Below are 22,895 nucleotides of genomic sequence, written 5' to 3' on the forward strand. Positions count from 1 at the left end.
ACGGTTTTGGGCCTATCGCTATATAGTCATCTATATAGCGATAGGCTTCCCGCGCAAAATCGTTGGCAACAGGGAATTGCCCAATAAGAAAAGAGGCTGCTGTGTCCAACTCTCTACCTAACTGTGACGCCCAACTGATTCGTACGCTGTACACCTTGCTGACCGAATGCAGCGTTTCACGCACCGCCGAAATGCTCGGGCAATCCCAACCTGCAATCAGTGTTGCGTTGCGCCGGCTACGTGAACTTACCGGCGATCAACTGCTGGTCCGCAGCGGCAGCCGGATGGTGCTGACCACCCACGGGCTGACACTGATCGAACCTGTCTCGCAGGCACTCAACGGGATCGAGCAGATACTGCATCCGGTCGATCTGTTCGATCCCGCCACCACCAAACAAACCTTTCGCATCAGCACGCCGGACTATCTGAGCGTGTTCTTTGTCCCGGCGATCATCGAGCTTTTCTACGCCCAAGCCCCGCACGCCACGCTGGAACTCAAGCACTTGCAGGCCGAGGGTGGTTACTCGCGAGGACTGGAAGATGGCTTTCTCGATCTGGTGATCGGCAACTGGCGAACGCCGGCAGAGCACCTCTATCTTCAGTCATTGTGCGACGACGATCTGGTGTGCCTGCTGCGCGAAGAACACCCCATCCAGCCAGGCTGCCTGACCCGCGAAGCCTACATGGAAGCGGACCATCTCGCGGTCATGACCAACCACGCCTCGGGGCAGGGCACCATCGGTGATGAACTGGCAAGAAATGGTCTGGTCAGGCGAGTGAAAACCACCTTGCCGTACTTCTGCATCGCGCCTTATGTACTGGTCAAATCGAACCTGGTGTTCACCACCACCCGCTCATTCGCCAAGCACTACACCGAACTGTTGCCGCTGCGGATCGAGCCGTTTCCGGTGCCTGCGCAACCGTTGCGGTATTACCAGTTATGGCATGCGCGCAAGCATCGTTCGCAGGCGTCGAAGTGGTTGCGCAGTGTGGTGTTGGCGGCGGCGAATGCGATTGGTCATGAAACCGCTCTCACCTCAGGTTCTGTGCGATCCAGTCCGCTGTAGTCGTTAAGTCGATATCAAGTGCGGCATTGAAGGTTTGCTGCTTGTCCCAGGCAACGCCTTTGCCCGCTGCGAAAACCGCCCGGTACTTAATGATCTGGTCAGTCGGAGACGCTGCGAGATCGTCGGCCAATCTGGCAACGGTCCATTCGACTCGAAGCACTTTACGACCAAGTGTTGCATCAAGGATGTCCGCCAGTTGTGCGTAGCTCAGCGTGTCACCTGCGACGAACAAAATCTGGTTGGCGATGCGGGGTTCGGCAAAGATAATTTTTGCTGTCAGCATGCCGATGTCTTCCGGCGTTGTGACAGTGACCTGCGTGTTCCAGCTTCCTAATGCGTGCACGGTATTCCGAGCGAGATCAACCACGCCAAATGATGGTTCGAATAGAAAGCTAGTGAACATCCCGGTCGAAATAATGATCCATTCGGTCTTGTTCTGTGCGCGGAGCAGTTCTCGCACAGTGAGTTGCTCATCAAACGTATCCTGTGCGCTGCCCTTGCCGATCACGTCGTAGTCCACGCCGAATTGCCATGGCACATAGCGTTTCACGCCCGCTGTAAGTACCGCGTCAGTGAGTTTTAACTGTGTGCCGGCCCCTGCGATGAAACCCAGGCAACTGATGATGGTGTCGAATCGAGCGAAGTTTTCGGCCAGTTCTTCCACCGAATCGTGGATGACGTCAGCCTGCAAAATTTCAATGCCTGAATTGCGCAGCTCTTCGAGGTTCTGCCGTTTGGATAGGTCTTGAGTAGTGACCGCGGAGGGGCGCAACAGCACCGCAATTTGCGCTTTGCCCGAACTGGTTGTCTTCAGCTCGCGCAACACCGACATGCCGAGCTCTCCGGCTCCGAGCACCAGAATATTTTCTGTTTTTACAGGGTTTGACGCTTGCATCAATCGTCTCCTACTTGCCATTCAACAGTGAGTGGCAGTTATCCTGTCACGATTAAAGCCTGCCCATAAGTAGGTACACGAGTGATCCTGAGGGGCGAATGGACAACGAAGAAATCATCCGGCAATCGCAAGCCGCGTGCGATGCACTGAGTGCAGAAGACGGCGGTCTGAAACGAGAAGTGCTGAGCCATGCCGGGAATCGCTGGTCGCTGGGCATCGTCCATGCGTTAGGAGTGGGAGGGCGGTTACGGCACGCGGAACTGGCCAGACGCATGAGCGGCGTGACGCAGCGGATGTTGACCCGCAGCTTGCGTCAGTTGGAGCGCGATGGTCTGGTTTTGCGGCGGGATTACAACGAGGTCCCGCCGCGTGTCGACTATGAGCTTTCGGAACTGGGGCGTGGCCTTTTGGTGCAGATGATTCCGCTTTGGATGTGGGTAGCGGGGAACGCAGAGGGCTTTCGTGAGGCTCGGGCACTCTATGATTCTGGAAGTTCGGACGACGTGACTTGAGAGCTTTTACTTATCGCGATTTCAATTCCAACTCCAGCGTCGGCTCGATAAGCGACGGCAGGCCAGAGGCCGCGATGTCCCACGTCAGCAGGATCTGAGAAATGGCCGCATCAATGACCGCATGCTGAATGTTGTCCCGAGCAAGGATGGAAACACCCTGCAGGAAACTGTCAAACACAGCAGCCATCGCCGGGGCGTGAATACTGCTCGGCAGTTCACCTGTCCCGATTCCCCGCTCAACGCAAGCCAGAATTCCCGCACGAGTGCGAGCGCGAGACTGAGTGAGGGCTTCGACCACCCGCGTACTTTCCGGGCTCGGTGCACTCATCAACCCCAAAGTCACCATGCAGCCTTTGGGATGACCGTCTTCACATTGCATGCGCGCCGATTGGCGCAGCGCAGTTTCGACAGCGTGCCGCGGCGGCAGGCTATCGTCCCACAGGCATTCTGTGACTTGGGCAAAGGTCGCCAGGTAACGCTGCACACACTCGTCGAACAGTGCTTCCTTGGAACCGAACGCCGCGTAAAAGCTAGGTGCGGAAATTCCGCCGCCCAGTTGTGCTTTCAATTGAGCGAGGGAGGTCGCGTCATAGCCGTGTTGCCAAAACAGGTGCAGTGCTTGCTCCACGGCATGGTCGCGGTCAAAGGTACGGGGGCGGCCCATTTGCGCCATTTCAGAGACTCCTCAGGATGACGAGATAAATACTAGTCGATACATAAGTCGTTGACAACGAGCACTGACTGCCGTCAACATTTATATCGATCAGTATTTAAGTCTGCAATCCTCACGCCAGGAGTTTCCCGTGACCCCCTCAATGACCCTGTCGGAATCATCCGACCGCTTGCCCATTGGCGCTTTGCTCGCCCTCGCCATGACCGGTTTCATTTGTATTGTTACCGAAACGTTGCCCGCGGGCCTGCTGCCTTTGATCAGCGAAGGGCTGGCTATTTCACCCTCCATGGCCGGCCAAATGATCACTGCCTATGCTCTGGGATCGGTGTTGGCAGTCATTCCCATGACTATCGCCACACGCGGTTGGCGCCGGCGTAATGTGCTTCTACTTACCATTATCGGTTTTCTTTTGTTCAATTCCATCACCGCGCTGTCATCCAGCTACGGTGTGACCCTCGTCGCAAGGTTCTTCGCCGGCGTAGCAGCGGGACTGGCCTGGAGTCTGCTGGCTGGCTACGCCCGGCGCATGGTTGCACCTCAACAACAGGGCAAGGCACTGGCGCTGGCCATGGTCGGGACACCGATAGCGTTGTCGCTGGGCGTACCGCTCGGTACTTGGCTGGGCGGCCTTGTAGGGTGGCGGACCACCTTTGGCATCATGTCGGTGCTGACCCTGTTGTTGATTGTCTGGGTATTGTTGAGAGTCCCTGATTACGCACCCCAAGCCGCAGACCAGCGAAAATCGCTACGCACCGTGTTGACGACGCCGGGCGTACGGCCGGTGCTGGCGGTGGTGATCAGTTGGATGCTGGCCCACAACATTCTCTACACCTACATTGCACCGTTCGTGGCAGCAGCGGGACTGGAGGATCGTGTGGATTTAGTGTTGTTGGCGTTTGGTATTGCAGCGTTGATGGGTATTTGGATGACTGCCAGACTGGTTGAACCGCTACTGCGCAAAACTGTGTTGGTGAGCCTTGCGACATTCGCGGCGGTTTCCGTGATGTTTGGCTTTTTGGGGCGCGAACCTGAGGTGATCTATCTCGGCGCAGTGGTTTGGGGTTTGAGTTTCGGTGGGGCCGCAACCTTGTTGCAAACGGCGCTGGCGGATGCGGCGGGGGACGGGGCAGATGTGGCACTGTCGTTGAATGTAGTGGCCTGGAACAGTGCCATCGCCGGGAGTGGTGTGATGGGAGGGGTGTTGCTGGAAAGCTGGGGCGTGGCCTCTTTTCCATGGGCCATGGTGCTGCTGATCGGGGCAGGTTTTTCGATTGCCTGGGCCGCCAGGGCGCACGGCTTCAAATCGGGTCCGCGAGCAGCAGGCAAGTCTTCGGTTGCCGGGCATTGAAGTCAACACTTCGTGCGGATTTCAATGCCCTGGACAATAGAGCCGGAGAGACAAGAAACGCTCGGGAGCGCGTACCGAGGATGCCGAGGTTTTTGAACTTTGAGGCGGCCCATACGTACTTGAAACGCTTGCCCGACAATCTGATGACGCTCTGGTCAAGGGCATCGATTTCAAGGCGGATATTCTGCATATCTGCGCACTTTTCGGGTTGCAACTGATTGATGACGTCCATGTTCAGAGTTCCGGGCATTATTGAAATGAGAAAAATTCAAACGAACTCAGCCGCGGCGAGCAAGCGCTGCAGCAACGTTTCCCAAGGAGAGCTCCATGACAACAGGGCAGTGCCTTTGCGCCGCTGTACGCTTTTCGCTCACCGTTGAGCCGCGCTTCTTTTATCGCTGCCACTGCAGCCTTTGCCGCAAGCAGACCGGCGTCGGCCACAACCTCGCGACACTGGTCAACGCTCGCGACTTTCGCTGGGAAGCAGGGCAGGACTCGATCAGCAGTTGGCGCAAACCCAGCGGCTACAGAAGCGACTTCTGCGCACATTGCGGGTCGACCGTGCCCAATCCACTTCGTGAATCGCCTTACGTGTGGATTCCGCTCGGACTGCTCGACGATGATTTGAGCATGGAGTGTGTTGGCGATTTTTGCGTGGATGACGCGATGTCATGGGATGCGCACCGCTCGGCGAACAGTCATCACTGTGCCGTGGAGTCGCTGGAATTTCTGCTGAAAGAGCTCCGGGTCAACGCTGATTGACCCGGAGCCTGATCTGAATTACTTCCGCAGATACGCGAACATGTGCTGCACGTAATCGGCCTTGCCCAGCGGCACGCCGTTATGGCGCAGGATGTTGTACGCGGTGATCAGATGGAAATAGAACTGGGGCATGGCCCAATTCAGGGCGTACTCGCTGCCGGTCATGTCGAAGGCGATGCCATTGGGCAAATCGATAGCGATTTGCCGATCCGCGCCGGCATCAATCTGCGCAGGGTCCACCGCAGCAAGCAGTTCCAGCGTGCGTTCGATCAACGCCTTCGCTGCGGTCAGATTCTCGGGAAGCGTGAGGGGGATCAGCGGCTGTTGCGTCAGTCGCTGAACCGCGTCCAGCGCCTGAGTACAGGTGTGCTGAACTTGCCGGGCGAGGGTGTGCATGTCCGGCGCAAGACGTGCTTCGAGCAGAACCTGCGGGTCGTAACCGCGTTCAAGTGCGCAAGCCTCACCTTTGGATAAGAGAGCTGACAAGGATCGCAGCATCTGCGCGAAGGTGGGGACGGTGACTGCGTAGATCGACATGGTTGTTCCTTGAGTGGTTATTCGAAGGAGGGGAGGTCACTACTGTCCAAATATGCTCTGGTCCGGATTTTTCTTCCTGTTTTTTTAAGGTGTGCTGTTACGAGGGATCTCTTTAGCCGATTCGCTCAATAACTCGGCAGCTCAATCACATTGGCCTTGGGAGAAAGGATTTTTCCGAATAGGGTTTTCAACCCCGGTGCAGTGGCCATCCGCAACACCGTGCGGCGAGTGCGATGCCAAGCCGTGAATGCGGGGATGCCAGTCTCGGCGCGAATTTGGGGACGCTTTGTGCTTGGGCAACGTAAGGACGCATCAGTCTTGCGTAGCTAGTTTTCTGGAGTGATTGAGGGATGGTATTTGCGCCAAAGCGGACATCGGTTTCTAGTAGTAATATATCTCCGCAAAAAGACCATCGCTCGGTTCATCCGCAATGTCCTCGTTTTTGCTGACCTCTTGAACCCGCCACACCCTCCATGGAAGGCAACTTGAAGCACTCAAACACCAACGTTTCTGAAAAACCAATAACCGCATTGCCACTCGTTCTGTTGTTGACGCTGGCAAGCGTATTCAGCGCAGGATGTTCCCATGCCCCCCCAAAAACGGTCGAACGCGATCCATGTCTGGACGCAGGCCCAGCCAAAAGTACCGACTACGATAGTTGCGTAGCAGATCGGAAGGAACGCATAGCAGAGGCACTTAAAGCCCTTCTCGGCGATCGGCCTGCCTATGACCGGCCACTACAACTCGCTGAACCGGACGATAGCTCCTTTCAATTATCCGACTTTCCTGACTCGCCAAGTCCCGCTATTTACCGCATCGTTCATTCGATACCCGCGAGCGAGAAGCAGGCGTTGCCCTTCAAGGTCAAAGTCACTTGGAAACACACCACAGCAACCTCGTTGCTGGCGCCTCGGGATCGCGCACGGATGGCTGAAATGGAAGGCTTGATACAATCGACCGTGACAGACAGCGGGTCAGCGAAGTGGGTGTGCACGGTCACTGGTGTACATCAACGGGAGTGGATTTTCTACGCTCTAAGTGACGACGCATTTATTACCCGAGTACAGGCAGCGTTGGCACCGACCGGGCCTTACCCTATCGAGTTAAGTAGCCGTAAAGAGCCTGAATGGCGTACTGATGGATCAAATGGCGAGCTGTCTCAACAGATACAGATCACGCCAAAACAGTGTGTGGAGTAATGCAGGCCGTTGAGTAAGCGATCTTTAATCGGATGTGTTGCACACTTTAGCGTTAGCGAAAAACTGGATTCCGAGTTAAGGGCCACCGCACTGGAAGCATCCTGAATTTTGGGTTTCTTGCTTGGGATTCAAAGTCGCATATTAACCACAGGATCCATAATTGGGCGTCTGAGTTAGTCTGATTCGGCCAATTGCTGTCTGTCGCCACAGACTGCTTTGGGTCGAAAACTGACATCAGCTAGAAGCAGCTTTCAGCCCACGCCGCGGCCTGCCTTCTGAAATTTTAGTCTGGTTTTTTATCACCGATGGTTTTGAAAATTAATTCCAAAAGGCTCGAAAATGGAATTTCTTCAAAACGCTCATTAATAGTCCGCGACGAAAGGGCATCCACGCGCCACGGACTACCGGATTACTTCACCAACTCAACCCTGTCCAGCGCCCGATTCACCGCCAACTCCCCAAGCATCACCACCTGCGCAATCCCCAACAGCGTCTTGCGCATCGGGCCTTCCACCAGTGCGGCGACGTCACCGAGCATCACGGTTGCCGAGGCAAGTGATTCGCAGGCGTTGGCCAGTAAGGATTCGGTGTCGGTGTCGGGATTGACGCGGAACATGCTGCTGATTTGGTAGGGTGTCGCCATGATTGCGGCGGCGGGTTTGAGGTAGTGGTCGAGGGCGCGTTCGGCGGCATCGTGGAGTTTGTTCGAATCGAGGGATTCGTACGGGGAGGCCGGATCGGTTTCCGGTGGGTTGGGTGTGATCTTAATCATAAGCTGTGTTCCCTAAGTTGAGCGCCAACCCCAAGCTACTAAACGAGGGGGTGGCAGCTGTACGCAGGTTAGTAGACCGGGGAACTCAGCTTAAGCCGGCGCGCCCGAAGGCGCCCTACGTACAGCCACCATCGAACACAGGAATGGAAACACCTGTCTGACGGATGCACGTGCAGCATGAATTGCCACGGGCTACTAAACCCGATCACTGCGAATCAGTGACCGAACCAAGTTACCGGTGGCCCTCCAGGCGCACAAGCCGGCGGATTCTGGCTTAGTCGTAGGCAATGGCGCAAGGCGTTGTAGCCTTCTGGACGTAACGCGGGGTGTCGATTAAACACCAGCCCTGAGGTCCTTAAACGCCAACAAAGAATCCGCCACAAACCCCATTCCCCACAGGAATGCAGCGCATAAAATTATTGAATTTTTCATATCTCGATTCCCGGCGTAGCTTGCTCCAAAGACAAGGAGAATCGCCGTGACCTCAACCCCGTCCCACAACCCCGCAGCAAAATTCGACACCTCCCGTGCCAACGAATACGCCACTCAAAGCCGCATCGCCCTGGCCGGTTACGACGCCTGTCACGATCTCGCCGCGTGCATGTTGGCGGCGCAGCTTGGCGAATGGCGTCCGGCGAAAGTGCTGGTGGTGGGTGCCGTTAGCACGGCGCAGGAAGTGCAGGCCAGACTGGGGAAGATTTTGCAGGGCGCTGATCCGCCGCATTCCGAGGCAGCGGTTCAGGCGTTGTTGCATGAGGCGGGATTTGGCGAGGCGACGCGGTTTTTCAGCAGGCTTTTCTGGGGCGCGTGGCTGACGTGTAAAAACGTCTGAGAGAATAGGGCGCTCAGGCCTCGGTGGTTTCGGTCGCTTCCGGTACGCCTTCAGCGTCCAGTTTCGCGCGCTCAGCCTTGCTGATGTATTTCGGCTTTTTCGGCGCCAGTTTGGCGCTGGCCTTCTTGGCCTTTTCTTTGAACAACTGCTTCAACTTTTTCTGACGGTTCATGTTTTCTGCTCGGCGTGAAAGATTTTGATTGGGGGGGAAGTGCTCCCGCCCAATCAAAGTGGTGGAATCCTGACGTATGCGCCGGGTTGAGGCAATGACTGTTCTTCACTTCGCGACAAAGTCTCGAACTGCCTTGATGGTCGGCGCCGGCGCTTCCTCCATCAGCCAATGCCCGGCGGCCGGAATCACCACTTCGGTGACGTTGTCGGCGGCGTTGCGCATCACGATTGCTTCGTTGTTGCCGAAAGACTTTTCACCGCCAATCGCCAGCACTGGCATGGTCAGGCGCTTGTCGAGGATGGGCGCGTTGTCGAGGGCGTCCTGGCGGATGCTGCGAAACTGCGCGAATGCGGCGTGCATGGCGCCGGGCCGGGCGTAGAGTGCGGCGTAGTGTTGGCGAGTGCCTTCATCGATTTTCGCCGGAGTGCCAGCGAATTCATTCCAGAAGCGGTCGAGGTAGATGCGCTCGCGTCCGGCCACCAGGCGCTCCATGTCCGGGCCGCCGAAGTCGAAGTGCCAGAGCATCGGCGAGCGAACGATGTCGTTCCACGGGGTGATGCCGGGGACGGGGGCGTCCATCACCACCAAGCGGTCGGTGAGTTGCGGATACCGCGCGGCATAGGCAAACGCGACCATGGTGCCGATGTCGTGCCCGATGACCACCGAGTGTTCGATTTTCAGCGCGCTCAGCACTGCGCGGATGTCACCGGCCTGAGTCTTCTTGTCGTAGCCGCTCTCTGGAATCGAGGACAAACCCATGCCGCGCAGATCCGGCACCACCACGGTGTGATCGCGCGCCAGATCAGCGGCCAATGGTGCCCACATATCCCCGGTGTCGCCAAAGCCATGCAACAACACCACGGCTGGACCTTTGCCGCCAATTCGAACATGCATCGTCGCGCCTTCGACCGGGATTTCCTGCACCCGGAAAGTCGCGGGATATGGCGTGACGTCCGCCTGAGCTTGCAGGCTCACAGCGAGCAGGGCGAGGGCGGTCAGCAGCGGGCGGCTCATGTCAGTATCTCCGGGCGTGGTGGGCGTGACGGGTTGACGCTGAGGTTGCGATTGAGTGAGCGTAGACGCATTCAGAAAAATCAAAGGCCGCCGCTTTGGAGAACACATTGCACACAATCCGCCGAGCCCTGCCGGAAGATGCCACCGCCATCGCCGCACTGGTCAACGAAGCCTACACGCCCTACATCCCGCGAATCGGCAGAAAACCCGCGCCGATGCTCGATGACTATCAGCAGGTCGTGCGGGAAACCGATGCCTTCGTGCTCGCGGACGGCGCCGCTATTGCTGGTGTCCTGGTGATGAGCAAGGAGGGCCGCGATCTGCTACTGATCAACGTCGCGGTGTCGCCTCGGCATAAGGGGCAGGGTTTCGGAAAGCAGTTGATGGCGTTCTGTGAAGAGCATGCGCGCCGCAACGGTTGCGAGGCGATACGGCTTTACACCCATGAGTTGATGGTCGAGAACGTCGCGATTTACGAAAGGCTCGGTTATCAGCAGATCCATCGCGCCACGGAGAATGGCTTTGCACGGGTGTTCATGCGCAAGGTGTTGCGCTGATAAACCGTGCTGGCCGACACGGCGCAAGCACCGTCGCAGAACTGCCATCGATGAGTTCCTCAGCGACCAGCCGGCCGACGACTGCGGCCAGCGTCACCCCCGGATGCATAGCGCAGACATACGCACCGCTGATGTTCGGCAGATAGCCAATGATCGGAATACCGTCCGCAGGCATTGGCCTGAGGCCGATGCACGCTACTTCAGTCTCTATGGAAACTACCCCGTGAAGTGCGTGCTGAATGGCTTTGGCCGTTCGCAGCGCGATAGCATCCGGACAGTTTTGCGGTGTGTCATCCAGATAGTCTTCTGCTGCCAGCAACCTGCCGTCGGCGTCTTGCCTGATCTCCATTTCAGGGCTGGAAATGATCGAGTTCACTCGATGGGGCTGGGTTTTGTAGCGGATGAATATCGCAGGTGAAGCCTCGATCGGCAGGGAAACGTCCAGCATGTCTGCGAGCCGCGTGATAGCGGTTCCCGCCGCCAGTACGACAACGTCCGCATCGAGGTTGCCCGTAGCGGTGATCACGCCAGTGACGTTGCCGTTCAAGGTCTGGAAACCGAGCACCGGGGTTTGCGTAAACACAGTCGCTCCGTGGTTCTGCGCACCTGCGATCAAGGCTTGCGTCGCTTGCACAGCATGCAGCGCGCCTTCTTCGGCGGCAAAGAACGCTCGTTGCGGGGGACGTTTCAGGTTGGGTTCAAGATCGAGAATTTGTGCGCGGGATATGCCTGGCAATTGGTGGACACAGTCGCCGTAAGACAGTGCCCCGGTCCATCGAATATTCAGCCCCGGCAGTTCGGACTCAAGTCGTCGATATTCTTCAATGGCCGCAGCGCGCAACGGCGCAACGGGATCTGGTCCGCTGTGCGAAGTGTTGATCCATGCGAAGGATCGCCCGGTCACGCCGGACGCAATCTCACCCGCCTCAAGCACAATCACTTGCGCACCTTTCACCGCGAGGTGATAAGCCAATGAAGCGCCGACGATGCCCGCGCCGATGACGATGATTTTTTTGCTCACATCAACCTCCGTTGTCGATGCGCGATCCTGCGGATGCGGCTGAGGGGGTTTATGCGGAAGCTTTGAGAAAACGCCGTTCATGATCGGGATCAGGCAACAGACAAGTGTCGTACTTGCCAAAGATCCGATAACGATTCAGTGCAATACGGTCGTACGCCCAATCGCGCAGCCAGCGTGGAAAAACACGCAGTAGCCTGACCGGCTGCCAACGGGCAGGCAGTTGCGCGGCGACTTCGAAAAACGCATCCGAGCGCACCCAGAAATGACGGTCGCGGATCACTGCCATGGTGTCGAACTGATCCACCGGCAAACCCGCCCACGCCAGCAATGCCTGGCCTTCGGGCGATTGCACCGCCGCTAGCCGAACTTGGTGGTCGCGGTCATGACGAATCAGGAACCGCGCCCAGCCGTTGCACAGCTTGCAGACACCGTCGAACAGAACCACGGTCTCGCCGGGTTTGAGCAAGGGCGCGGGGGTAGGGCGAATTCGGGGGGCAGGCATGGGCTTGGGTCCGAGGTTTGGGTCTTGCGGATCATAACCTAGCCAGTTGTTACACGCTCTGCGTTAACATGCAGCACCTCACCTGCACGAGCACTGAAAATGGATTCTCACTCGATTCTGACTTTCACCCTGGTCGCCGCGATTGCCATCGCCAGCCCCGGCCCTGCAACTTTGATGGCGATCAACAACAGTCTGGCCCACGGTCAGCGCAGCGCGGTGTGGTCTTCGTTGGGCAATGCCAGCGGTCTGTTTTGCCTGTCGGCCGCCGCCATGCTCGGGCTCGGCGCGTTGCTGGCGAGTTCTGAATTGCTTTTCAACGCGGTGAAAATCATCGGCGCCGGTTACCTGTTCTATCTCGGCGTGAAGCAGTTGTTCAAGAAAGGCCCGATGCTCGCGGAAGGCATTGAGGACGGCTCGAAGAAGATCCGGCCCACTCGCAGCAAATTGTACAAATCGGCGTTTCTGACGGCAGTCACCAACCCCAAGGCGACGATGTTTTTCACCGCATTGTTTCCGCAGTTCATCGATCAGAGCGGCGCGTTGCTGCCGCAATTTCTGATCCTGACTTCGATCTTCTGTGCGTTGTCGGTGTCGTCGCTGACGCTGTATGCGGCGCTGGCTTCGCGGGCCAAAGGCGTGCTGACTCGCCCGTCGCTGTCGCGTTGGGTCAGCCGGGTAGTGGGGACGACGTTTATTGGTTTTGGCGCAGCTATTTTGACGATGCGCCGGCAGACGGCTTGATCGTCGGACGCTCTAAACCAGCTGTTCTGCGAAGTAGCGGCTGGGTACTTCTCCCAGTCGTTGCTTGAAAACCGTGGTGAACGCGCTGGAACTGCTGTAACCCAATGACATCGCCACCTGCGTGACTGACTGACCTTTGCCCAGCAGAACAATCGCTTCAAGCAGACAGGCTTGCTGTCGCCATTCGATGTAGCTGACTCCGGTATGCGATCGAAAATATCGCGTAAAGCTGCGGCGACTCATTCCTGCGCGCTGGGCCATTTCGTCGATACCCACCTCCAATGAAGGCTGGGTCAGAAAGTCGCGACACACCCTCGCCAATCGTGGTTCTGCCGGCAACGGGGCATTCAGAGAAAGCGCAGGCATGCCGGCAATCTCGTGCAGCAACAACCCCATCAGATGGCCGTCACGTCCCTGGCTGGAATATCGCGTGGGTACGTCGATTGCTTTGAGCAGCAAATGCCGCAACAGCGGCGACACTTCCAGTACCTGACATTGCCCCGGCAGCCCGAGCCGTCGGGCAGCCTGTTTACGGATATAGGTGTTGTGCAACGTCACCGGGCCGCGCATCTGCATCGAATGGGGCAGTTGCGCCGGCACCCAGATGCCGCGTTGAGGTGGAACGACCCAATTGCCGGCCTCGGTGAACACCGTGATGACCCCGCTGGCGGCATAAGCGAACTGACCTCGCGGATGGTCATGCAGCGGAAACAGTGTTCCGTCCGCGTAATCGATGGCGGTCACGACCGCGTCGCGGGGTGTGTTCTGGTAGGGCGGCAGGCTTATTTCTCGCATGGCCCGATTCTAATGAAAGTTGGCCTGTGACTGAAAGCAGGCCATCACGATTGATTGCATATTTCCTCACGCTTGAGCATTTGGGCTCGGCGCGAGGGAACGACTGAGCATGCAGAAGAAACATCTTTTACTTGCGGTGCTGGTGACGGCCGTCTGGGGATTGAATTTCCCTGTGACCAAGTTAGGTCTCGCCGACATCGATCCACTGTTGTTGACCGCATTGCGTTTCGCACTGGCGGCGTTGCCCTGGGTATTTTTCGTCGAGCGTCCACAAGTGGCGTTCCGCTGGCTGGCCGCCTACGGGCTGATTTTTGGCGTTGCCATGTGGGCGTTGATCAATCAGGGCATCGCCTGGGGAGTGCCACCGGGCACGGCGTCGTTGCTGATTCAGTGCAGCGCATTTTTTACGCTGGGTTGGGGTGTGCTTTTCTTCGGCGAGCGTCTGGGGCGGGCTCAATGGATTGCAAGCTTGCTGGCCGCCACCGGGTTGTTGGGGTTTGTTCTGAGCAGCCCCGGCAATGCGTCGAGGGCCGGTTTATTGCTCGTCATCGGCAGCGCAATGGCATGGAGCATCGGCAATGTCATCATCAAGGTTTCGAAGGTGCGAGAGATCTTCGCCTTTGTGGTGTGGGCCAGCCTGTTTCCTCCGATTCCGCTCCTGTTGCTGACGTGGGGCATGTATGGCTCGGCGCCCTTCATCGCGCTGCCTTCGCAGTTGAATGGGATGACGTTGTTGTCGCTCGCCTTCCAGGTCTACGCAGCCACGCACTTCAGCTACTGGGGGTGGAATCTGCTGTTGCGTGAGTACCCGATTTCGCGGGTAGCACCGTTGTCACTGTTGATTCCGGTGTTTGGCATTTTCAGTTCGATGGTGATCCTTGGCCAATACCCAAGCCCCGCTGATTGGGGGCTGATCTTGCTGGTTTTGCTGGCTATCGTTCTGGGCTCAGGCAGCACGCAGATATTGTTGATGCGCTATCGTGCGCGCCGACTGGAGCAGGCTTAAAGCGACGCTGCTCCAGGAATTTACTGGGAAGGTTATGAAGCGGCGTTCAGGATCGGCCCGGTGGCCGAGTTCAGATCGAACGCTGATTCACCCGGCTCATCAATTGCTCGGCAGTTTCCTTGCGTTCTGAATAACGGTCCACCAGAAACTCCTGGCGGTCACGCAGCAACACCGTGAATTTCACCAGTTCTTCCATTACATCGACAACGCGGTCGTAGAACGGTGACGGTTTCATTCGGCCTGCATCGTCGAATTCCATGTAGGCCTTAGGCACCGAGGACTGATTGGGGATGGTGAACATACGCATCCAGCGCCCCAATACCCGGAGCTGATTGACCACGTTGAAAGACTGTGATCCACCGCAGACCTGCATCACTGCCAGGGTTTTGCCCTGCGTCGGGCGAACCGCGCCCAGCTCCAGCGGAATCCAGTCGATCTGCGCCTTGAATACGGCAGACATCGCGCCATGGCGTTCCGGCGAACACCAGACCTGACCTTCCGACCACAGCACCAGATCGCGCAGTTCCTGAACCTTGGGATGCTCGACCGGAACATCGTCCGGCAACGGCAAACCCGATGGATTGAAGATGCGCACCTCAGCCCCGAAGTGTTCCAGCAGGCGTGCGGCTTCCTCCACCAGCAGACGGCTGAAGGAGCGTTCGCGGGTTGATCCGTACAACAACAGGATGCGCGGTTTGTGCTCACCCGGATTCGACGTGCGTATGTCTTCAAACAGGCTTGGATCAAGGTTGGGCAGGTGCTCGGACATAAGTCCTCCTTCGATTAGAGAGTGCCAATTCGATCAAGCTCACGCTTGAGCTCATCACGGCTGAGTCGGGCAAAGGGCAGGGCGAGGAAGGCTTTGCAGCGTTGCTCGACAGTCGCCAATGTCGAGTGGAAGGCCGCGTCAATTGCCGCTTCGTCACCGCTCACGTCGGAAGGATCTTCCAGGCCCCAATGGGATTTCAGCGCCGGGCCGAAATACACCGGGCAGGTCTCACCGGCAGCCTTGTCGCAGACGGTGATGACGATGTCGGGCGGGTTGCCTTCGAAGGCGTCGTTGCCTTTGCTGTACAAACCGTCAATCGAAATTCCGGCCTGCTGCAATGTGCTCAGACTGCGCGGCAACACCTGTCCTTTGGGAAAGCTGCCAGAGCTGACGGCTTCGAGACCCTGTGGTGCCAAGTGATTGAACAGGGCTTCTGAAAGGATGCTGCGGCAACTGTTGGCCGTGCACATGAACAGAACTCGCATCAATTGCTCCTTCCGCATCGGGCGGACGTCAAAGGCTCAGGCGCAGGGCCAGCGCCGAGAGGGTGATCAATAGAACCGGGAGAGTCAGCAGGGCGCCGACCTTGAAGTAATAACCCCAGGTGATGCGCATGCCTTTGCGCTCCAGCACATGCAGCCAGAGCAGCGTGGCGAGGCTGCCGATGGGGGTGATTTTCGGGCCGAGGTCGCAGCCGATGATGTTGGCGTAGATCATCGCTTCGCGAACCAGGCCTTGCGCATCGCTGGCCTGAATCGACAGTGCGCCGATCAGCACGCTGGGCATGTTGTTCATCACCGATGACAGCAACGCCGACAGCAGGCCGGTGCCGAGGGTGGCGGTCCAGAGCCCTTGTTCGGCCAAGTGATCGAGTACCCCGGCGAGCCAATCGGTCAAACCGGCGTTCTTCAAGCCATACACCACCAGGTACATGCCGAGCGAGAACACTACGATCTGCCACGGTGCTTCACGCAGCACCCGTCGAGTCGAAATCTTCTGGCCCTTGGCGGCGACGGCAAACAGGATGGCCGCGCAAACTGCCGCCACTGCACTGACGGGAATGCCCAGCGGCTCCAATGCGAACAAGCCCACCAGCAATATCAGCAACGTCCAGCCACCGACGATAAAGGTGGCGCGGTCACGAATCGCCGCTTTGGGCTCTTGCAGCGCATCCAGTGCGTAGCGTTGTGGCAGGTCCCGTCGGAAATACAGAAACAACACCAGCAAAGTCGCGGCCACGCTGACCAGACCTACCGGCACCATTACCGATGCGTACTCGCTGAAACCCAGTGCGAAGTAGTCGGCGGACACGATATTCACCAGATTGGATACCACCAGCGGCAGACTCGCGGTGTCAGCGATAAACCCGGCGGCCATGACAAAGGCCAGCGTGGCAGCAGGTGAAAAACGCAGCGCCAGCAGCATGGACATGACGATAGGCGTGAGGATCAACGCCGCGCCGTCATTGGCAAACACGGCAGAAACCGCTGCCCCGAGCAACACGCAAAACGCGAATAATCTATAGCCACTGCCCTTGGCCCAACGCGCCACATGCAACGCGGCCCATTCGAAGAATCCGGCTTCATCCAGCAGCAAACTGATAATGATCACCGCGATGAAGGTGGCGGTCGCATTCCAGACGATGGCCCATACCGTGGGGATGTCTTGCAGCGAAACAGCACCGACTGCCAATGCAATCAGTGCGCCGAGCGTGGCGCTCCAACCGACGCCAAGGCCTTTGGGCTGCCAGATGACAAGAATGAGGGTGAAGACGAAAACAGCAACAGCGACAAGCATGAGGACTCACTCAATCAAGGTTCAGCAGCAGGCGGCTTCGCGGACAGGGCGACCATCCATGTTCTGCAGGCGAGCAGCGTTGTCCTTGAGCCAATCGACGTTGGCCTTCGACGTCACTTGCAGGATTTCGTGAACCCAGGCGGGCAGGTCCGGATTGAGACGGTAATAAACCCACTGGCCCTGACGGCGATCCAGTAACAGACCGCTGCTGCGCAACTGAGCGAGGTGTCGGCTGATTTTCGGCTGGCTGTCTTCGAGCGCACACATCAGCTCGCAGACACACAGTTCGCCTTGATCGGCGATCAGCAACGTAGCGCGAGTGCGGGTTTCGTCGGCCAGGCTTTTGAAAACTTCGGGGGGAGTGATCATGTCGAATGCCTTACATATGGAAGTCCGAATATACGGTTATCCATATGTATTGTGCAAGCCGGAAATTCTGCATTGGTTCATCGCTCCCTGATCGCTATTGGTTTTCCAACAGCTACGCTGGGTGTTTGGTCGCAAGGAACTTGAGGAAAGCAATGGATGACTGCGAACAACTCCATCGAAATGGATACGCATTGCTGCGTCGAGCGATCCCCGCTGATTGGCTGGATGACCTTCGCACCGCGTTTGAGGTCGGCGTAAAACCGTCGGATCAATGGCCGGTGCCGCGTGGCATGGATTGGCGTCATTCACAGTTGGACAGTGATTCAACGGTCAGGGCCGTCTGTCGTCTGCCGCAGATGCTGGCGATGGTGGGCGAGTTGATCGGCGAGCGATTTTTTCTATCGCAAGTGGAGGGGCGCGAACCGCTTGCAGGTGGCGGTTATCAGCAGTTGCACCGTGACCTGTCGGCGCAGCGGCCCGGCGACATCGTTAATGCCCTGGCTTTTTTCGACGATTACGGACCCGAGAATGGCGCGACTCGCATTGTTCCCGGTAGCCACCGAGAGCCTGCATTCGACTTCAGTGATGAGTCCCGAGTCGTACAGCTTTCAGGCAGCGCCGGGGACATTCTGGTGTTCGATGTAGATCTGCTGCATGCGGGTAGTTTGAATCTGGTCGGCTCGCGTCGGCGCTCAGTTCTGATCAGCTATTTCTCGGAACCGCTCTACGCATCTCATCTGGAGACTTTGAGCTTGCGCAACATTCAGATGGAAAAGACCGATTGGTTCGATCCCTGCACCATTTATCAACGGTTCTGAAAAACAGGTGAGATAAAAAGTTTTGACTATGCTCATGCCTTCGACGAGGGATTGCCAAGGATGAGCAACGGTATATTAGAAACCAATGTTTGCGGTTCAGCGCGCGACAGTCATTACTGGGTGCGAGACCCGGTATTCGATATCGCGAGCCGGCTTGCGGCGGACTATCGCTGGTCGTTGGCGGCCGCTTTGTTTCGGCATGTCGCGAATGTCGCAACATGCGACATCCTGCGGAGCATTGCCTGTTTCAATCTGTCGTTGATTTTTAGCCATACAGCCAGGTATGCGAAGGCTCTCGAATATTTAGATCATTCGAATGATGCCTGTCGGTCTGGTGCAGACAAGGCCCGTACAACCGGAACAATAAATCTCGATACCACCGCGCTGGATCGCAGTATTGCCGCGTGGCAGCAACGAAACCGTTTGTGGCAGCAACGAAGTCTCGCGTCACTGGACTCTGAAAGAGTTTTCTCTGGCGAGGGTCAACAGGTGTTCGGCCTGCTTCTGGGCTCCCATCATGCCGGTGCGGTGTATCGAAAACAGCTGACCGGTCGGCAGGCAATGCTGGGGGCCCTCCAGCATCTGACGAGCGTGCTGCATGTCGAATACTGGATCGAGCAAAACTACCGGGACGGAAATATCCTTATCGGCATCATGTCGGCACGGATCGGCCTGGTTGGTGTAGTACGCCTGCGGCCAGACCCTGGCACCGATGCCCTTGAGGCGGCGCAATTCTATTACTGGATTGCAAGTGCTCATCAGCGCAAGGGGTTTGGTGTTCAGGCATTGAAAATATTGCTGATGGTCGCCCGGCAGCGAGGCGTTGGGCGTTTGACCGCACGTGTCCGCAAGGAAAATATTCCATCGCACAAAACCTTGCTCAAGTCGGGGGCGGTGATGATGCCGGGTAACGTCGATGATGACGCACTGCATTACGTCTTCAGTTTATGAATGTATGAGGCATCCATGATCATTCTGAGAACCCGGCAGTTGGAGCAGTTTGAGGCGGCCAGATGCAACCGATTATTTCTCGCTATGCAGGAATTCATGTCGCCCATGTACAGTCAGGCGTCGCCCGATCTTCCGGTAAAAGTACGCGAGTTTATGAGTCAGGCATCCGGCTATGGGATTACCAGCGAGCACGATCTGTACGGCTATTTTGGATTGATCCAACGGTATGGCTGGGACTTTGAACATCAGCCCGGGAATGAATGGATGGCCGCTGCACTGGTGGACAACTCGTTCACGTCTCCCAGTGATCGTTTGACGCACTTGATCACCCGCTGCGATGCGCTAGAGAACGCAATAGCTGCCAACGCCAGCATTGCCCGGGACTCTGGTTTGGGTGCAATTGCGCCGGTCAGTTTGTCTCCAACAGCAGAGATAACCCAATCATGAAGCCCGATGATTACCAGTGGCGCGGATCAATCTTGCCGTGTCAGGAAAACAATCTCACCACCTCCATAACAGTCAAGGTCGTTGGCGAGGACGGCACGGGCCTCCCGGGTATTGCGATCGAACTTCGTGACCGGTCCAGACGACGCATTGCCAGCAAGACATCCGCAACCGGGCTTTGGGTATTCAATGGTTTGACGGAGGGTGCCTATTCGCTATGCATTCCGGGTCTGGATCAAGACGCATGGGAAGTGACTGGCACTGAGAACATAGCGGGGGATACTTCGCGTCCCGGCCGAGCGGATTGGGCGACTTCTATGGCCGTAACGCCGGAGGATGGTCGTGTGCACCGTGTGCTGGTTGGCGAATGCATCGCGTCGATTGCACAGGAGGCTGGCTTCTTCCCCGATACGGTATGGCAACACCCTCGAAATCAGGCGCTGCGCGATAAGCGTGAAAGCATGTACATCCTCAATGCCGACGATGAGGTTTTCATCCCGGCGCTCAGACAAAAAGTTGTTGCGGATATTCCCGTCGGCACACTGGTGACCGTTCTCAGAAAGGGTGTTCCGGAGCGGCTGAAAGTGCGTTTTCTGCAGAGCGACGGCGCACCTCGCTCTTATGTTTTATACCATTTGCACATCGAGACGGACGCCGGCGATGCCTTTACGGACAGGGTCGGAGTGGCGAATGGCGATGGACTGATTGTCGAATGGATTCCTCCCAACTCTCGACGTGGCCGGCTCACTCTGATCGAGCAATTGTATTCTGAAGAGTATGCGTTGGACTTGGGCGGACTTGTCCCAATCACTGAGGGTGAAGGTTGCGCGCAGCGTTTGACTAACCTGTCATACCTGACTAACGAGGAAGAACTGGCGCTGGGATTGAAGCGGTTTCAGGAAAACTGTGAGTTGCCCCCTTCGGGTGAGACCAATGATGCAACGCTGAGCGCGATAAGCAAAAAATTTCAATGTTGATCGATTTGTGACGAGGTATAGGGATGGCTTCTGAACGCTGGCTTGTCGAACAACAGCTGGATGGTGTTTATAAAGGGGTTGCGGATGGCAATTACGTATTCATGACGCCGTTCTCTCACATTCTTTACTTCAAGCCTGGATTGCTGTTCGATGGAGAGCTCCAGCCAGGTGGTTACTATCAGTTGCAGTTTAATAGCGAAAAAACGCGTGCTCGTGCGATACCCGTCAACGTTGGCCTCAAACAGTACGGGACAACCAATAGTGCACTGGCAGTCCCTCGAGGTATTACCAGCACCATCCTTGATCCGCAGTACCGACATTTTGTTCGTATCAGCATGCTTGACGTCGGGCAAGGAGATTCCACCTTCGTTTATGACAGTTACGGAGTTTCGGCGCTAATTGATTTCGGTTCGAAAAAGAATGCGGACGTTACGATTGAACCTGCCTGTCAGTTTATTTTCGAGACGTTGAGCGGTCGGTATAGCGGGTCGTTTGATAAGATTTTAACGATCAATCTCCTTTGCTTTACCCATGGCGATGGTGACCATTACAACCAGTTCGAGAAATTGCTTGCTTACGTAAAAGTGAAGGGATTCACACTCCAGTGCACTCAGGCATATTTAGGCGGAAAAGAAAGCGACTATCCGAAGGAGTTTTTGACGTTGCTCGGGAAGTGTACCGGCTCGATGTACTTCCTTGATTCACATGCCGAATTGCCCAAATTACTGCTAAGGCTGGGTCATTTGAATTTGACGGTCTTAAGTGCAAACCAGGTTCCGACGCATTCAAGCGAAAGCGTAAAAAATTGCAGCAGCCTGGCGATATTGATCCGTGTTACTCATCTGCAAGGTCCCGATATCGCGACTTACTTAGTGATGGGCGATGGCGAGCAAAGCGTTGAAGAGGCATTACTCGAAAAGTGTACCCGCGAAATCAGGAATATCGACGCCTTGCGCGTGGGTCACCATGGATCGAGACAGGCTGGCAGCGCGGGTTTTCTCAGCCACACCGCGCCGCGGGTTGCCTATATCAGTACTGATACCAAATGGGCGCATCCTTACCCGGATGTGATGGAGCGGCTAAGGGCTACCTCTTCACTTGGCAGTTCGGTCAAACCTCATCCTGTCGTCACGTCGGCAGATGGTGACAAGTTCAATTACCAGAGCTCAACTGAATCGACGGCCATCTTTACCACAATCGTTGCGATGGAGACCGATGTCAGTGAGGAAGGCAAGGCCAAGGTCCAAAAGAACCCGGGTGTGACACCGGTAATTATGACCGGCGCCCGGCATGATTTTTTTGTCGATATCGACAGTGGGAAAATCAGCATCGACAATTCGAGTAATCCAAACGAGGTAGAGGAGCTCGCTTCCCGCAAATCGTGATGTCGAACAACGCCAACCCAACGGTCTTGCGCTATCCGAAAGCGGCAACTCGCTTCGAAATCCACGCCCGACTGTGCGCCAGAACACGTTCAGCCATTGCGCTCGGGAAGTGAATGAACCCGTGCGCGGAGGAGGGCAGAAGATGCACCTCAACCGCTGCCGATTCTGCCCAGCGCCTGGCGATGTCTAGCGTATCGTCTCGCAACGGGTCCAGCTCCCCGGCAAACAGCAGCGCGGGCGGCAAGCCGCTAAAGTCGCCATAGAGCGGTGATAGCGGTGCTTGCTGGCGTTGCTGGTCGTTCATGTTCGGCGTCAACAGGCGAAAAGCGTCGACCATACCGGGGCCGTCCAGCAACAGTGTTTCAGACGTGGCCGCACGTACGCTCGCAGTTCCCGTCAAGTCATAGACGCCGTAATACAAGACCGTACCGCTTACCCGTTGCAGCAAATCGGGCCAGTGTTTCAGCGCCAATAAGGTCGCCGCCGCAAGATGCCCTCCGGCAGATTCACCCACGACGATAACCGGCAAGTCCGCAAACTCTTCGCAACTCAACAGCCAGCGAGCAGCACACAGGCAATCCTCCATCAGACCCTCAACCGGCGTATTGACGGCCAGCCGATAATCGACCGAAACCACTGCGACATTGCACGCATTGACCATGGCCGCATTAAGGTCGTCGTCCATCTGCGCATTGCCGATCACCCAGCCACCGCCATGGAAATCCAGCACAACGCCTGCGGGTTTTCCCTGCGGTCGAATGATTCGTACGGGCACCGATGAACCGTTTACACGGGCAACCGTGCTTTCAGCCTCAAGCCCATGCTTGAGCAGTCTTTTTGCACCGACAATCTGACTGCCGCGCAACAGTGCCTGGATCAAACGGGGCGTGACGCGATTGCGGATACGAAAGCGCGGCAGCCACGCCAGCTTCTTGTTGAAGCGGCGCATCTCTTCCAGTTCCCGCTCGGCAAACTCAAGC

28 protein-coding genes and 1 pseudogene are annotated in these 22,895 nt (G+C 56.9%); 14 read left to right on the forward strand and 15 right to left on the reverse strand.

Features of this window, described 5'->3' with window-relative positions:
• The first annotated feature begins 101 nt into the window (after positions 1–101).
• Positions 102–1,067: a LysR family transcriptional regulator gene (locus tag ACTWLJ_RS19280; RefSeq protein ID WP_445178018.1), complete on the forward strand. Its 966-nt coding sequence runs from the start codon at positions 102–104 to the stop codon at positions 1,065–1,067.
• Here the strand turns inward: ACTWLJ_RS19280 and ACTWLJ_RS19285 are convergent.
• Positions 1,033–1,962, reverse strand: a complete 930-nt coding sequence (locus ACTWLJ_RS19285; RefSeq protein ID WP_445178019.1) for an aromatic alcohol reductase — start codon at positions 1,960–1,962, stop codon at positions 1,033–1,035. The genes ACTWLJ_RS19280 and ACTWLJ_RS19285 overlap by 35 nt on opposite strands.
• 98 nt (positions 1,963–2,060) lie before the next feature.
• Between ACTWLJ_RS19285 and ACTWLJ_RS19290 the strand changes: the two genes are divergently transcribed.
• The gene (locus ACTWLJ_RS19290) at positions 2,061–2,474 is read left to right on the forward strand and encodes a winged helix-turn-helix transcriptional regulator (RefSeq protein ID WP_445178020.1); all 414 of its coding nucleotides are present in this window, start codon (positions 2,061–2,063) and stop codon (positions 2,472–2,474) included.
• Positions 2,475–2,484: 10 nt separating this feature from the next.
• Here ACTWLJ_RS19290 and ACTWLJ_RS19295 read toward each other — a convergent pair whose 3' ends face one another.
• Entirely contained in the window at positions 2,485–3,147 is a 663-nt protein-coding gene (locus ACTWLJ_RS19295; RefSeq protein WP_445178021.1) for a TetR/AcrR family transcriptional regulator, read from the reverse strand.
• A gap of 130 nt (positions 3,148–3,277) precedes the next feature.
• Here ACTWLJ_RS19295 and ACTWLJ_RS19300 point away from each other — a divergent pair, with 130 nt between their 5' ends.
• Complete coding sequence (locus ACTWLJ_RS19300) at positions 3,278–4,495, forward strand: MFS transporter (RefSeq protein WP_445178022.1); 1,218 nt, start codon at positions 3,278–3,280, stop codon at positions 4,493–4,495.
• Between the two features lie 45 nt (positions 4,496–4,540).
• Here ACTWLJ_RS19300 and ACTWLJ_RS19305 read toward each other — a convergent pair.
• Positions 4,541–4,727 (reverse strand): annotated as a pseudogene (locus ACTWLJ_RS19305) (isochorismate-pyruvate lyase); the annotation flags it as partial.
• Between the two features lie 95 nt (positions 4,728–4,822).
• Between ACTWLJ_RS19305 and ACTWLJ_RS19310 the strand changes: the two are divergent.
• Positions 4,823–5,257: a GFA family protein gene (locus ACTWLJ_RS19310; protein WP_445178023.1), complete on the forward strand. Its 435-nt coding sequence runs from the start codon at positions 4,823–4,825 to the stop codon at positions 5,255–5,257.
• 18 nt (positions 5,258–5,275) lie between these two features.
• Here ACTWLJ_RS19310 and ACTWLJ_RS19315 read toward each other — a convergent pair whose 3' ends face one another.
• A complete protein-coding gene (locus ACTWLJ_RS19315) occupies positions 5,276–5,794 on the reverse strand; it encodes a DUF1993 domain-containing protein (RefSeq protein WP_445178024.1) in 519 nt (172 codons plus the stop codon).
• A gap of 485 nt (positions 5,795–6,279) precedes the next feature.
• On the opposite strand from ACTWLJ_RS19315, the gene ACTWLJ_RS19320 reads away from it, so the two are divergent.
• Positions 6,280–6,993: a DUF695 domain-containing protein gene (locus tag ACTWLJ_RS19320; protein ID WP_445178025.1), complete on the forward strand. Its 714-nt coding sequence runs from the start codon at positions 6,280–6,282 to the stop codon at positions 6,991–6,993.
• Positions 6,994–7,402: 409 nt separating this feature from the next.
• Here the strand turns inward: ACTWLJ_RS19320 and ACTWLJ_RS19325 are convergent, their stop codons facing one another.
• The gene (locus tag ACTWLJ_RS19325; RefSeq protein ID WP_445178026.1) at positions 7,403–7,765 is read right to left on the reverse strand and encodes a DUF6124 family protein; all 363 of its coding nucleotides are present in this window, start codon (positions 7,763–7,765) and stop codon (positions 7,403–7,405) included.
• 478 nt (positions 7,766–8,243) lie between these two features.
• Between ACTWLJ_RS19325 and ACTWLJ_RS19330 the strand changes: the two genes are divergently transcribed.
• Positions 8,244–8,597, forward strand: a complete 354-nt coding sequence (locus ACTWLJ_RS19330) for a hypothetical protein (RefSeq protein ID WP_445178027.1) — start codon at positions 8,244–8,246, stop codon at positions 8,595–8,597.
• Positions 8,598–8,610: 13 nt separating this feature from the next.
• Here ACTWLJ_RS19330 and ACTWLJ_RS19335 read toward each other — a convergent pair whose 3' ends face one another.
• Together ACTWLJ_RS19335 and ACTWLJ_RS19340 are read right to left on the reverse strand one after the other, a co-directional pair.
• A complete protein-coding gene (locus ACTWLJ_RS19335) occupies positions 8,611–8,769 on the reverse strand; it encodes a DUF2986 domain-containing protein (RefSeq protein WP_401208886.1) in 159 nt (52 codons plus the stop codon).
• 105 nt (positions 8,770–8,874) lie between these two features.
• A complete protein-coding gene (locus ACTWLJ_RS19340) occupies positions 8,875–9,783 on the reverse strand; it encodes an alpha/beta fold hydrolase (RefSeq protein ID WP_445178028.1) in 909 nt (302 codons plus the stop codon).
• A gap of 107 nt (positions 9,784–9,890) precedes the next feature.
• Here ACTWLJ_RS19340 and ACTWLJ_RS19345 point away from each other — a divergent pair, with 107 nt between their 5' ends.
• A complete protein-coding gene (locus ACTWLJ_RS19345; RefSeq protein WP_445178029.1) occupies positions 9,891–10,340 on the forward strand; it encodes a GNAT family N-acetyltransferase in 450 nt (149 codons plus the stop codon).
• Here ACTWLJ_RS19345 and ACTWLJ_RS19350 read toward each other — a convergent pair.
• Together ACTWLJ_RS19350 and ACTWLJ_RS19355 are read right to left on the reverse strand one after the other, a co-directional pair.
• Positions 10,318–11,442, reverse strand: coding sequence for an NAD(P)/FAD-dependent oxidoreductase (locus tag ACTWLJ_RS19350; protein ID WP_445178030.1), 1,125 nt, complete (start codon positions 11,440–11,442; stop codon positions 10,318–10,320). The two genes, ACTWLJ_RS19345 and ACTWLJ_RS19350, sit on opposite strands and share 23 nt — an antisense overlap.
• Positions 11,411–11,863, reverse strand: coding sequence for a thiol-disulfide oxidoreductase DCC family protein (locus ACTWLJ_RS19355; RefSeq protein ID WP_445178031.1), 453 nt, complete (start codon positions 11,861–11,863; stop codon positions 11,411–11,413). The genes ACTWLJ_RS19350 and ACTWLJ_RS19355 overlap by 32 nt, the downstream gene beginning before the upstream one ends.
• Positions 11,864–11,962: 99 nt before the next feature.
• On the opposite strand from ACTWLJ_RS19355, the gene ACTWLJ_RS19360 reads away from it, so the two are divergent.
• Complete coding sequence (locus ACTWLJ_RS19360; RefSeq protein ID WP_445178032.1) at positions 11,963–12,604, forward strand: LysE family translocator; 642 nt, start codon at positions 11,963–11,965, stop codon at positions 12,602–12,604.
• Between the two features lie 12 nt (positions 12,605–12,616).
• Here the strand turns inward: ACTWLJ_RS19360 and ACTWLJ_RS19365 are convergent, their stop codons facing one another.
• Positions 12,617–13,399, reverse strand: a complete 783-nt coding sequence (locus tag ACTWLJ_RS19365; protein ID WP_445178033.1) for an AraC family transcriptional regulator — start codon at positions 13,397–13,399, stop codon at positions 12,617–12,619.
• 109 nt (positions 13,400–13,508) lie between these two features.
• Between ACTWLJ_RS19365 and ACTWLJ_RS19370 the strand changes: the two genes are divergently transcribed.
• The gene (locus tag ACTWLJ_RS19370; protein ID WP_445178034.1) at positions 13,509–14,405 is read left to right on the forward strand and encodes an EamA family transporter; all 897 of its coding nucleotides are present in this window, start codon (positions 13,509–13,511) and stop codon (positions 14,403–14,405) included.
• A gap of 70 nt (positions 14,406–14,475) precedes the next feature.
• Here ACTWLJ_RS19370 and arsH read toward each other — a convergent pair whose 3' ends face one another.
• Genes arsH through ACTWLJ_RS19390 form a run of 4 tightly spaced genes read right to left on the reverse strand, consistent with a single transcriptional unit; the run spans position 14,476 to position 17,340 of the window.
• Positions 14,476–15,174, reverse strand: a complete 699-nt coding sequence (gene arsH / locus ACTWLJ_RS19375) for an arsenical resistance protein ArsH (RefSeq protein WP_445178035.1) — start codon at positions 15,172–15,174, stop codon at positions 14,476–14,478.
• Between the two features lie 14 nt (positions 15,175–15,188).
• The gene (locus tag ACTWLJ_RS19380; protein ID WP_445178036.1) at positions 15,189–15,659 is read right to left on the reverse strand and encodes an arsenate reductase ArsC; all 471 of its coding nucleotides are present in this window, start codon (positions 15,657–15,659) and stop codon (positions 15,189–15,191) included.
• Between the two features lie 28 nt (positions 15,660–15,687).
• A complete protein-coding gene (locus ACTWLJ_RS19385) occupies positions 15,688–16,971 on the reverse strand; it encodes an arsenic transporter (protein ID WP_445178037.1) in 1,284 nt (427 codons plus the stop codon).
• 21 nt (positions 16,972–16,992) lie between these two features.
• Positions 16,993–17,340 (reverse strand): metalloregulator ArsR/SmtB family transcription factor, encoded by a 348-nt coding sequence (locus tag ACTWLJ_RS19390; RefSeq protein WP_445178038.1) that lies wholly within the window; start codon positions 17,338–17,340, stop codon positions 16,993–16,995.
• Positions 17,341–17,492: 152 nt separating this feature from the next.
• Here ACTWLJ_RS19390 and ACTWLJ_RS19395 point away from each other — a divergent pair, with 152 nt between their 5' ends.
• From ACTWLJ_RS19395 to ACTWLJ_RS19415, 5 genes are read left to right on the forward strand one after another with little or no spacing between them, the layout of a single operon-like run.
• Complete coding sequence (locus tag ACTWLJ_RS19395; RefSeq protein ID WP_445178039.1) at positions 17,493–18,158, forward strand: phytanoyl-CoA dioxygenase family protein; 666 nt, start codon at positions 17,493–17,495, stop codon at positions 18,156–18,158.
• A 60-nt stretch (positions 18,159–18,218) separates the two neighbouring features.
• Entirely contained in the window at positions 18,219–19,109 is an 891-nt protein-coding gene (locus ACTWLJ_RS19400; RefSeq protein ID WP_445178040.1) for a GNAT family N-acetyltransferase, read from the forward strand.
• Between the two features lie 15 nt (positions 19,110–19,124).
• Complete coding sequence (locus tag ACTWLJ_RS19405) at positions 19,125–19,556, forward strand: hypothetical protein (protein ID WP_445178041.1); 432 nt, start codon at positions 19,125–19,127, stop codon at positions 19,554–19,556.
• The gene (locus ACTWLJ_RS19410; protein WP_445178042.1) at positions 19,553–20,530 is read left to right on the forward strand and encodes a carboxypeptidase-like regulatory domain-containing protein; all 978 of its coding nucleotides are present in this window, start codon (positions 19,553–19,555) and stop codon (positions 20,528–20,530) included. Before ACTWLJ_RS19405 ends, ACTWLJ_RS19410 begins: the two co-directional genes overlap by 4 nt.
• A gap of 23 nt (positions 20,531–20,553) precedes the next feature.
• Entirely contained in the window at positions 20,554–21,915 is a 1,362-nt protein-coding gene (locus ACTWLJ_RS19415; protein ID WP_445178043.1) for a ComEC/Rec2 family competence protein, read from the forward strand.
• A gap of 31 nt (positions 21,916–21,946) precedes the next feature.
• Here the strand turns inward: ACTWLJ_RS19415 and ACTWLJ_RS19420 are convergent, their stop codons facing one another.
• The gene (locus tag ACTWLJ_RS19420) at positions 21,947–22,864 is read right to left on the reverse strand and encodes an alpha/beta hydrolase fold domain-containing protein (RefSeq protein WP_445181377.1); all 918 of its coding nucleotides are present in this window, start codon (positions 22,862–22,864) and stop codon (positions 21,947–21,949) included.
• Between the last annotated feature and the right edge of the window lie 31 nt (positions 22,865–22,895).

It is taken from the genome of Pseudomonas sp. McL0111, from assembly GCF_052567255.1.

What these genes read in the sequence shown, in the direction of transcription:
- ACTWLJ_RS19390 (WP_445178038.1), bottom strand. Translation starts at nt 17,340, where the DNA reads ATGATCACTCCCCCCGAAGTTTTCAAAAGCCTGGCCGACGAAACCCGC.
- ACTWLJ_RS19420 (WP_445181377.1), bottom strand. Translation starts at nt 22,864, where the DNA reads ATGCGCCGCTTCAACAAGAAGCTGGCGTGGCTGCCGCGCTTTCGTATC.
- ACTWLJ_RS19315 (WP_445178024.1), bottom strand. Translation starts at nt 5,794, where the DNA reads ATGTCGATCTACGCAGTCACCGTCCCCACCTTCGCGCAGATGCTGCGA.
- ACTWLJ_RS19415 (WP_445178043.1), top strand. Translation starts at nt 20,554, where the DNA reads ATGGCTTCTGAACGCTGGCTTGTCGAACAACAGCTGGATGGTGTTTAT.
- ACTWLJ_RS19290 (WP_445178020.1), top strand. Translation starts at nt 2,061, where the DNA reads ATGGACAACGAAGAAATCATCCGGCAATCGCAAGCCGCGTGCGATGCA.
- ACTWLJ_RS19325 (WP_445178026.1), bottom strand. Translation starts at nt 7,765, where the DNA reads ATGATTAAGATCACACCCAACCCACCGGAAACCGATCCGGCCTCCCCG.
- ACTWLJ_RS19350 (WP_445178030.1), bottom strand. Translation starts at nt 11,442, where the DNA reads ATGAACGGCGTTTTCTCAAAGCTTCCGCATAAACCCCCTCAGCCGCAT.
- ACTWLJ_RS19365 (WP_445178033.1), bottom strand. Translation starts at nt 13,399, where the DNA reads ATGCGAGAAATAAGCCTGCCGCCCTACCAGAACACACCCCGCGACGCG.
- ACTWLJ_RS19295 (WP_445178021.1), bottom strand. Translation starts at nt 3,147, where the DNA reads ATGGCGCAAATGGGCCGCCCCCGTACCTTTGACCGCGACCATGCCGTG.
- ACTWLJ_RS19355 (WP_445178031.1), bottom strand. Translation starts at nt 11,863, where the DNA reads ATGCCTGCCCCCCGAATTCGCCCTACCCCCGCGCCCTTGCTCAAACCC.
- ACTWLJ_RS19405 (WP_445178041.1), top strand. Translation starts at nt 19,125, where the DNA reads ATGATCATTCTGAGAACCCGGCAGTTGGAGCAGTTTGAGGCGGCCAGA.
- ACTWLJ_RS19360 (WP_445178032.1), top strand. Translation starts at nt 11,963, where the DNA reads ATGGATTCTCACTCGATTCTGACTTTCACCCTGGTCGCCGCGATTGCC.
- ACTWLJ_RS19285 (WP_445178019.1), bottom strand. Translation starts at nt 1,962, where the DNA reads ATGCAAGCGTCAAACCCTGTAAAAACAGAAAATATTCTGGTGCTCGGA.
- ACTWLJ_RS19395 (WP_445178039.1), top strand. Translation starts at nt 17,493, where the DNA reads ATGGATGACTGCGAACAACTCCATCGAAATGGATACGCATTGCTGCGT.
- ACTWLJ_RS19380 (WP_445178036.1), bottom strand. Translation starts at nt 15,659, where the DNA reads ATGCGAGTTCTGTTCATGTGCACGGCCAACAGTTGCCGCAGCATCCTT.
- ACTWLJ_RS19310 (WP_445178023.1), top strand. Translation starts at nt 4,823, where the DNA reads ATGACAACAGGGCAGTGCCTTTGCGCCGCTGTACGCTTTTCGCTCACC.
- ACTWLJ_RS19400 (WP_445178040.1), top strand. Translation starts at nt 18,219, where the DNA reads ATGAGCAACGGTATATTAGAAACCAATGTTTGCGGTTCAGCGCGCGAC.
- arsH (WP_445178035.1), bottom strand. Translation starts at nt 15,174, where the DNA reads ATGTCCGAGCACCTGCCCAACCTTGATCCAAGCCTGTTTGAAGACATA.
- ACTWLJ_RS19335 (WP_401208886.1), bottom strand. Translation starts at nt 8,769, where the DNA reads ATGAACCGTCAGAAAAAGTTGAAGCAGTTGTTCAAAGAAAAGGCCAAG.
- ACTWLJ_RS19340 (WP_445178028.1), bottom strand. Translation starts at nt 9,783, where the DNA reads ATGAGCCGCCCGCTGCTGACCGCCCTCGCCCTGCTCGCTGTGAGCCTG.
- ACTWLJ_RS19370 (WP_445178034.1), top strand. Translation starts at nt 13,509, where the DNA reads ATGCAGAAGAAACATCTTTTACTTGCGGTGCTGGTGACGGCCGTCTGG.
- ACTWLJ_RS19410 (WP_445178042.1), top strand. Translation starts at nt 19,553, where the DNA reads ATGAAGCCCGATGATTACCAGTGGCGCGGATCAATCTTGCCGTGTCAG.
- ACTWLJ_RS19385 (WP_445178037.1), bottom strand. Translation starts at nt 16,971, where the DNA reads ATGCTTGTCGCTGTTGCTGTTTTCGTCTTCACCCTCATTCTTGTCATC.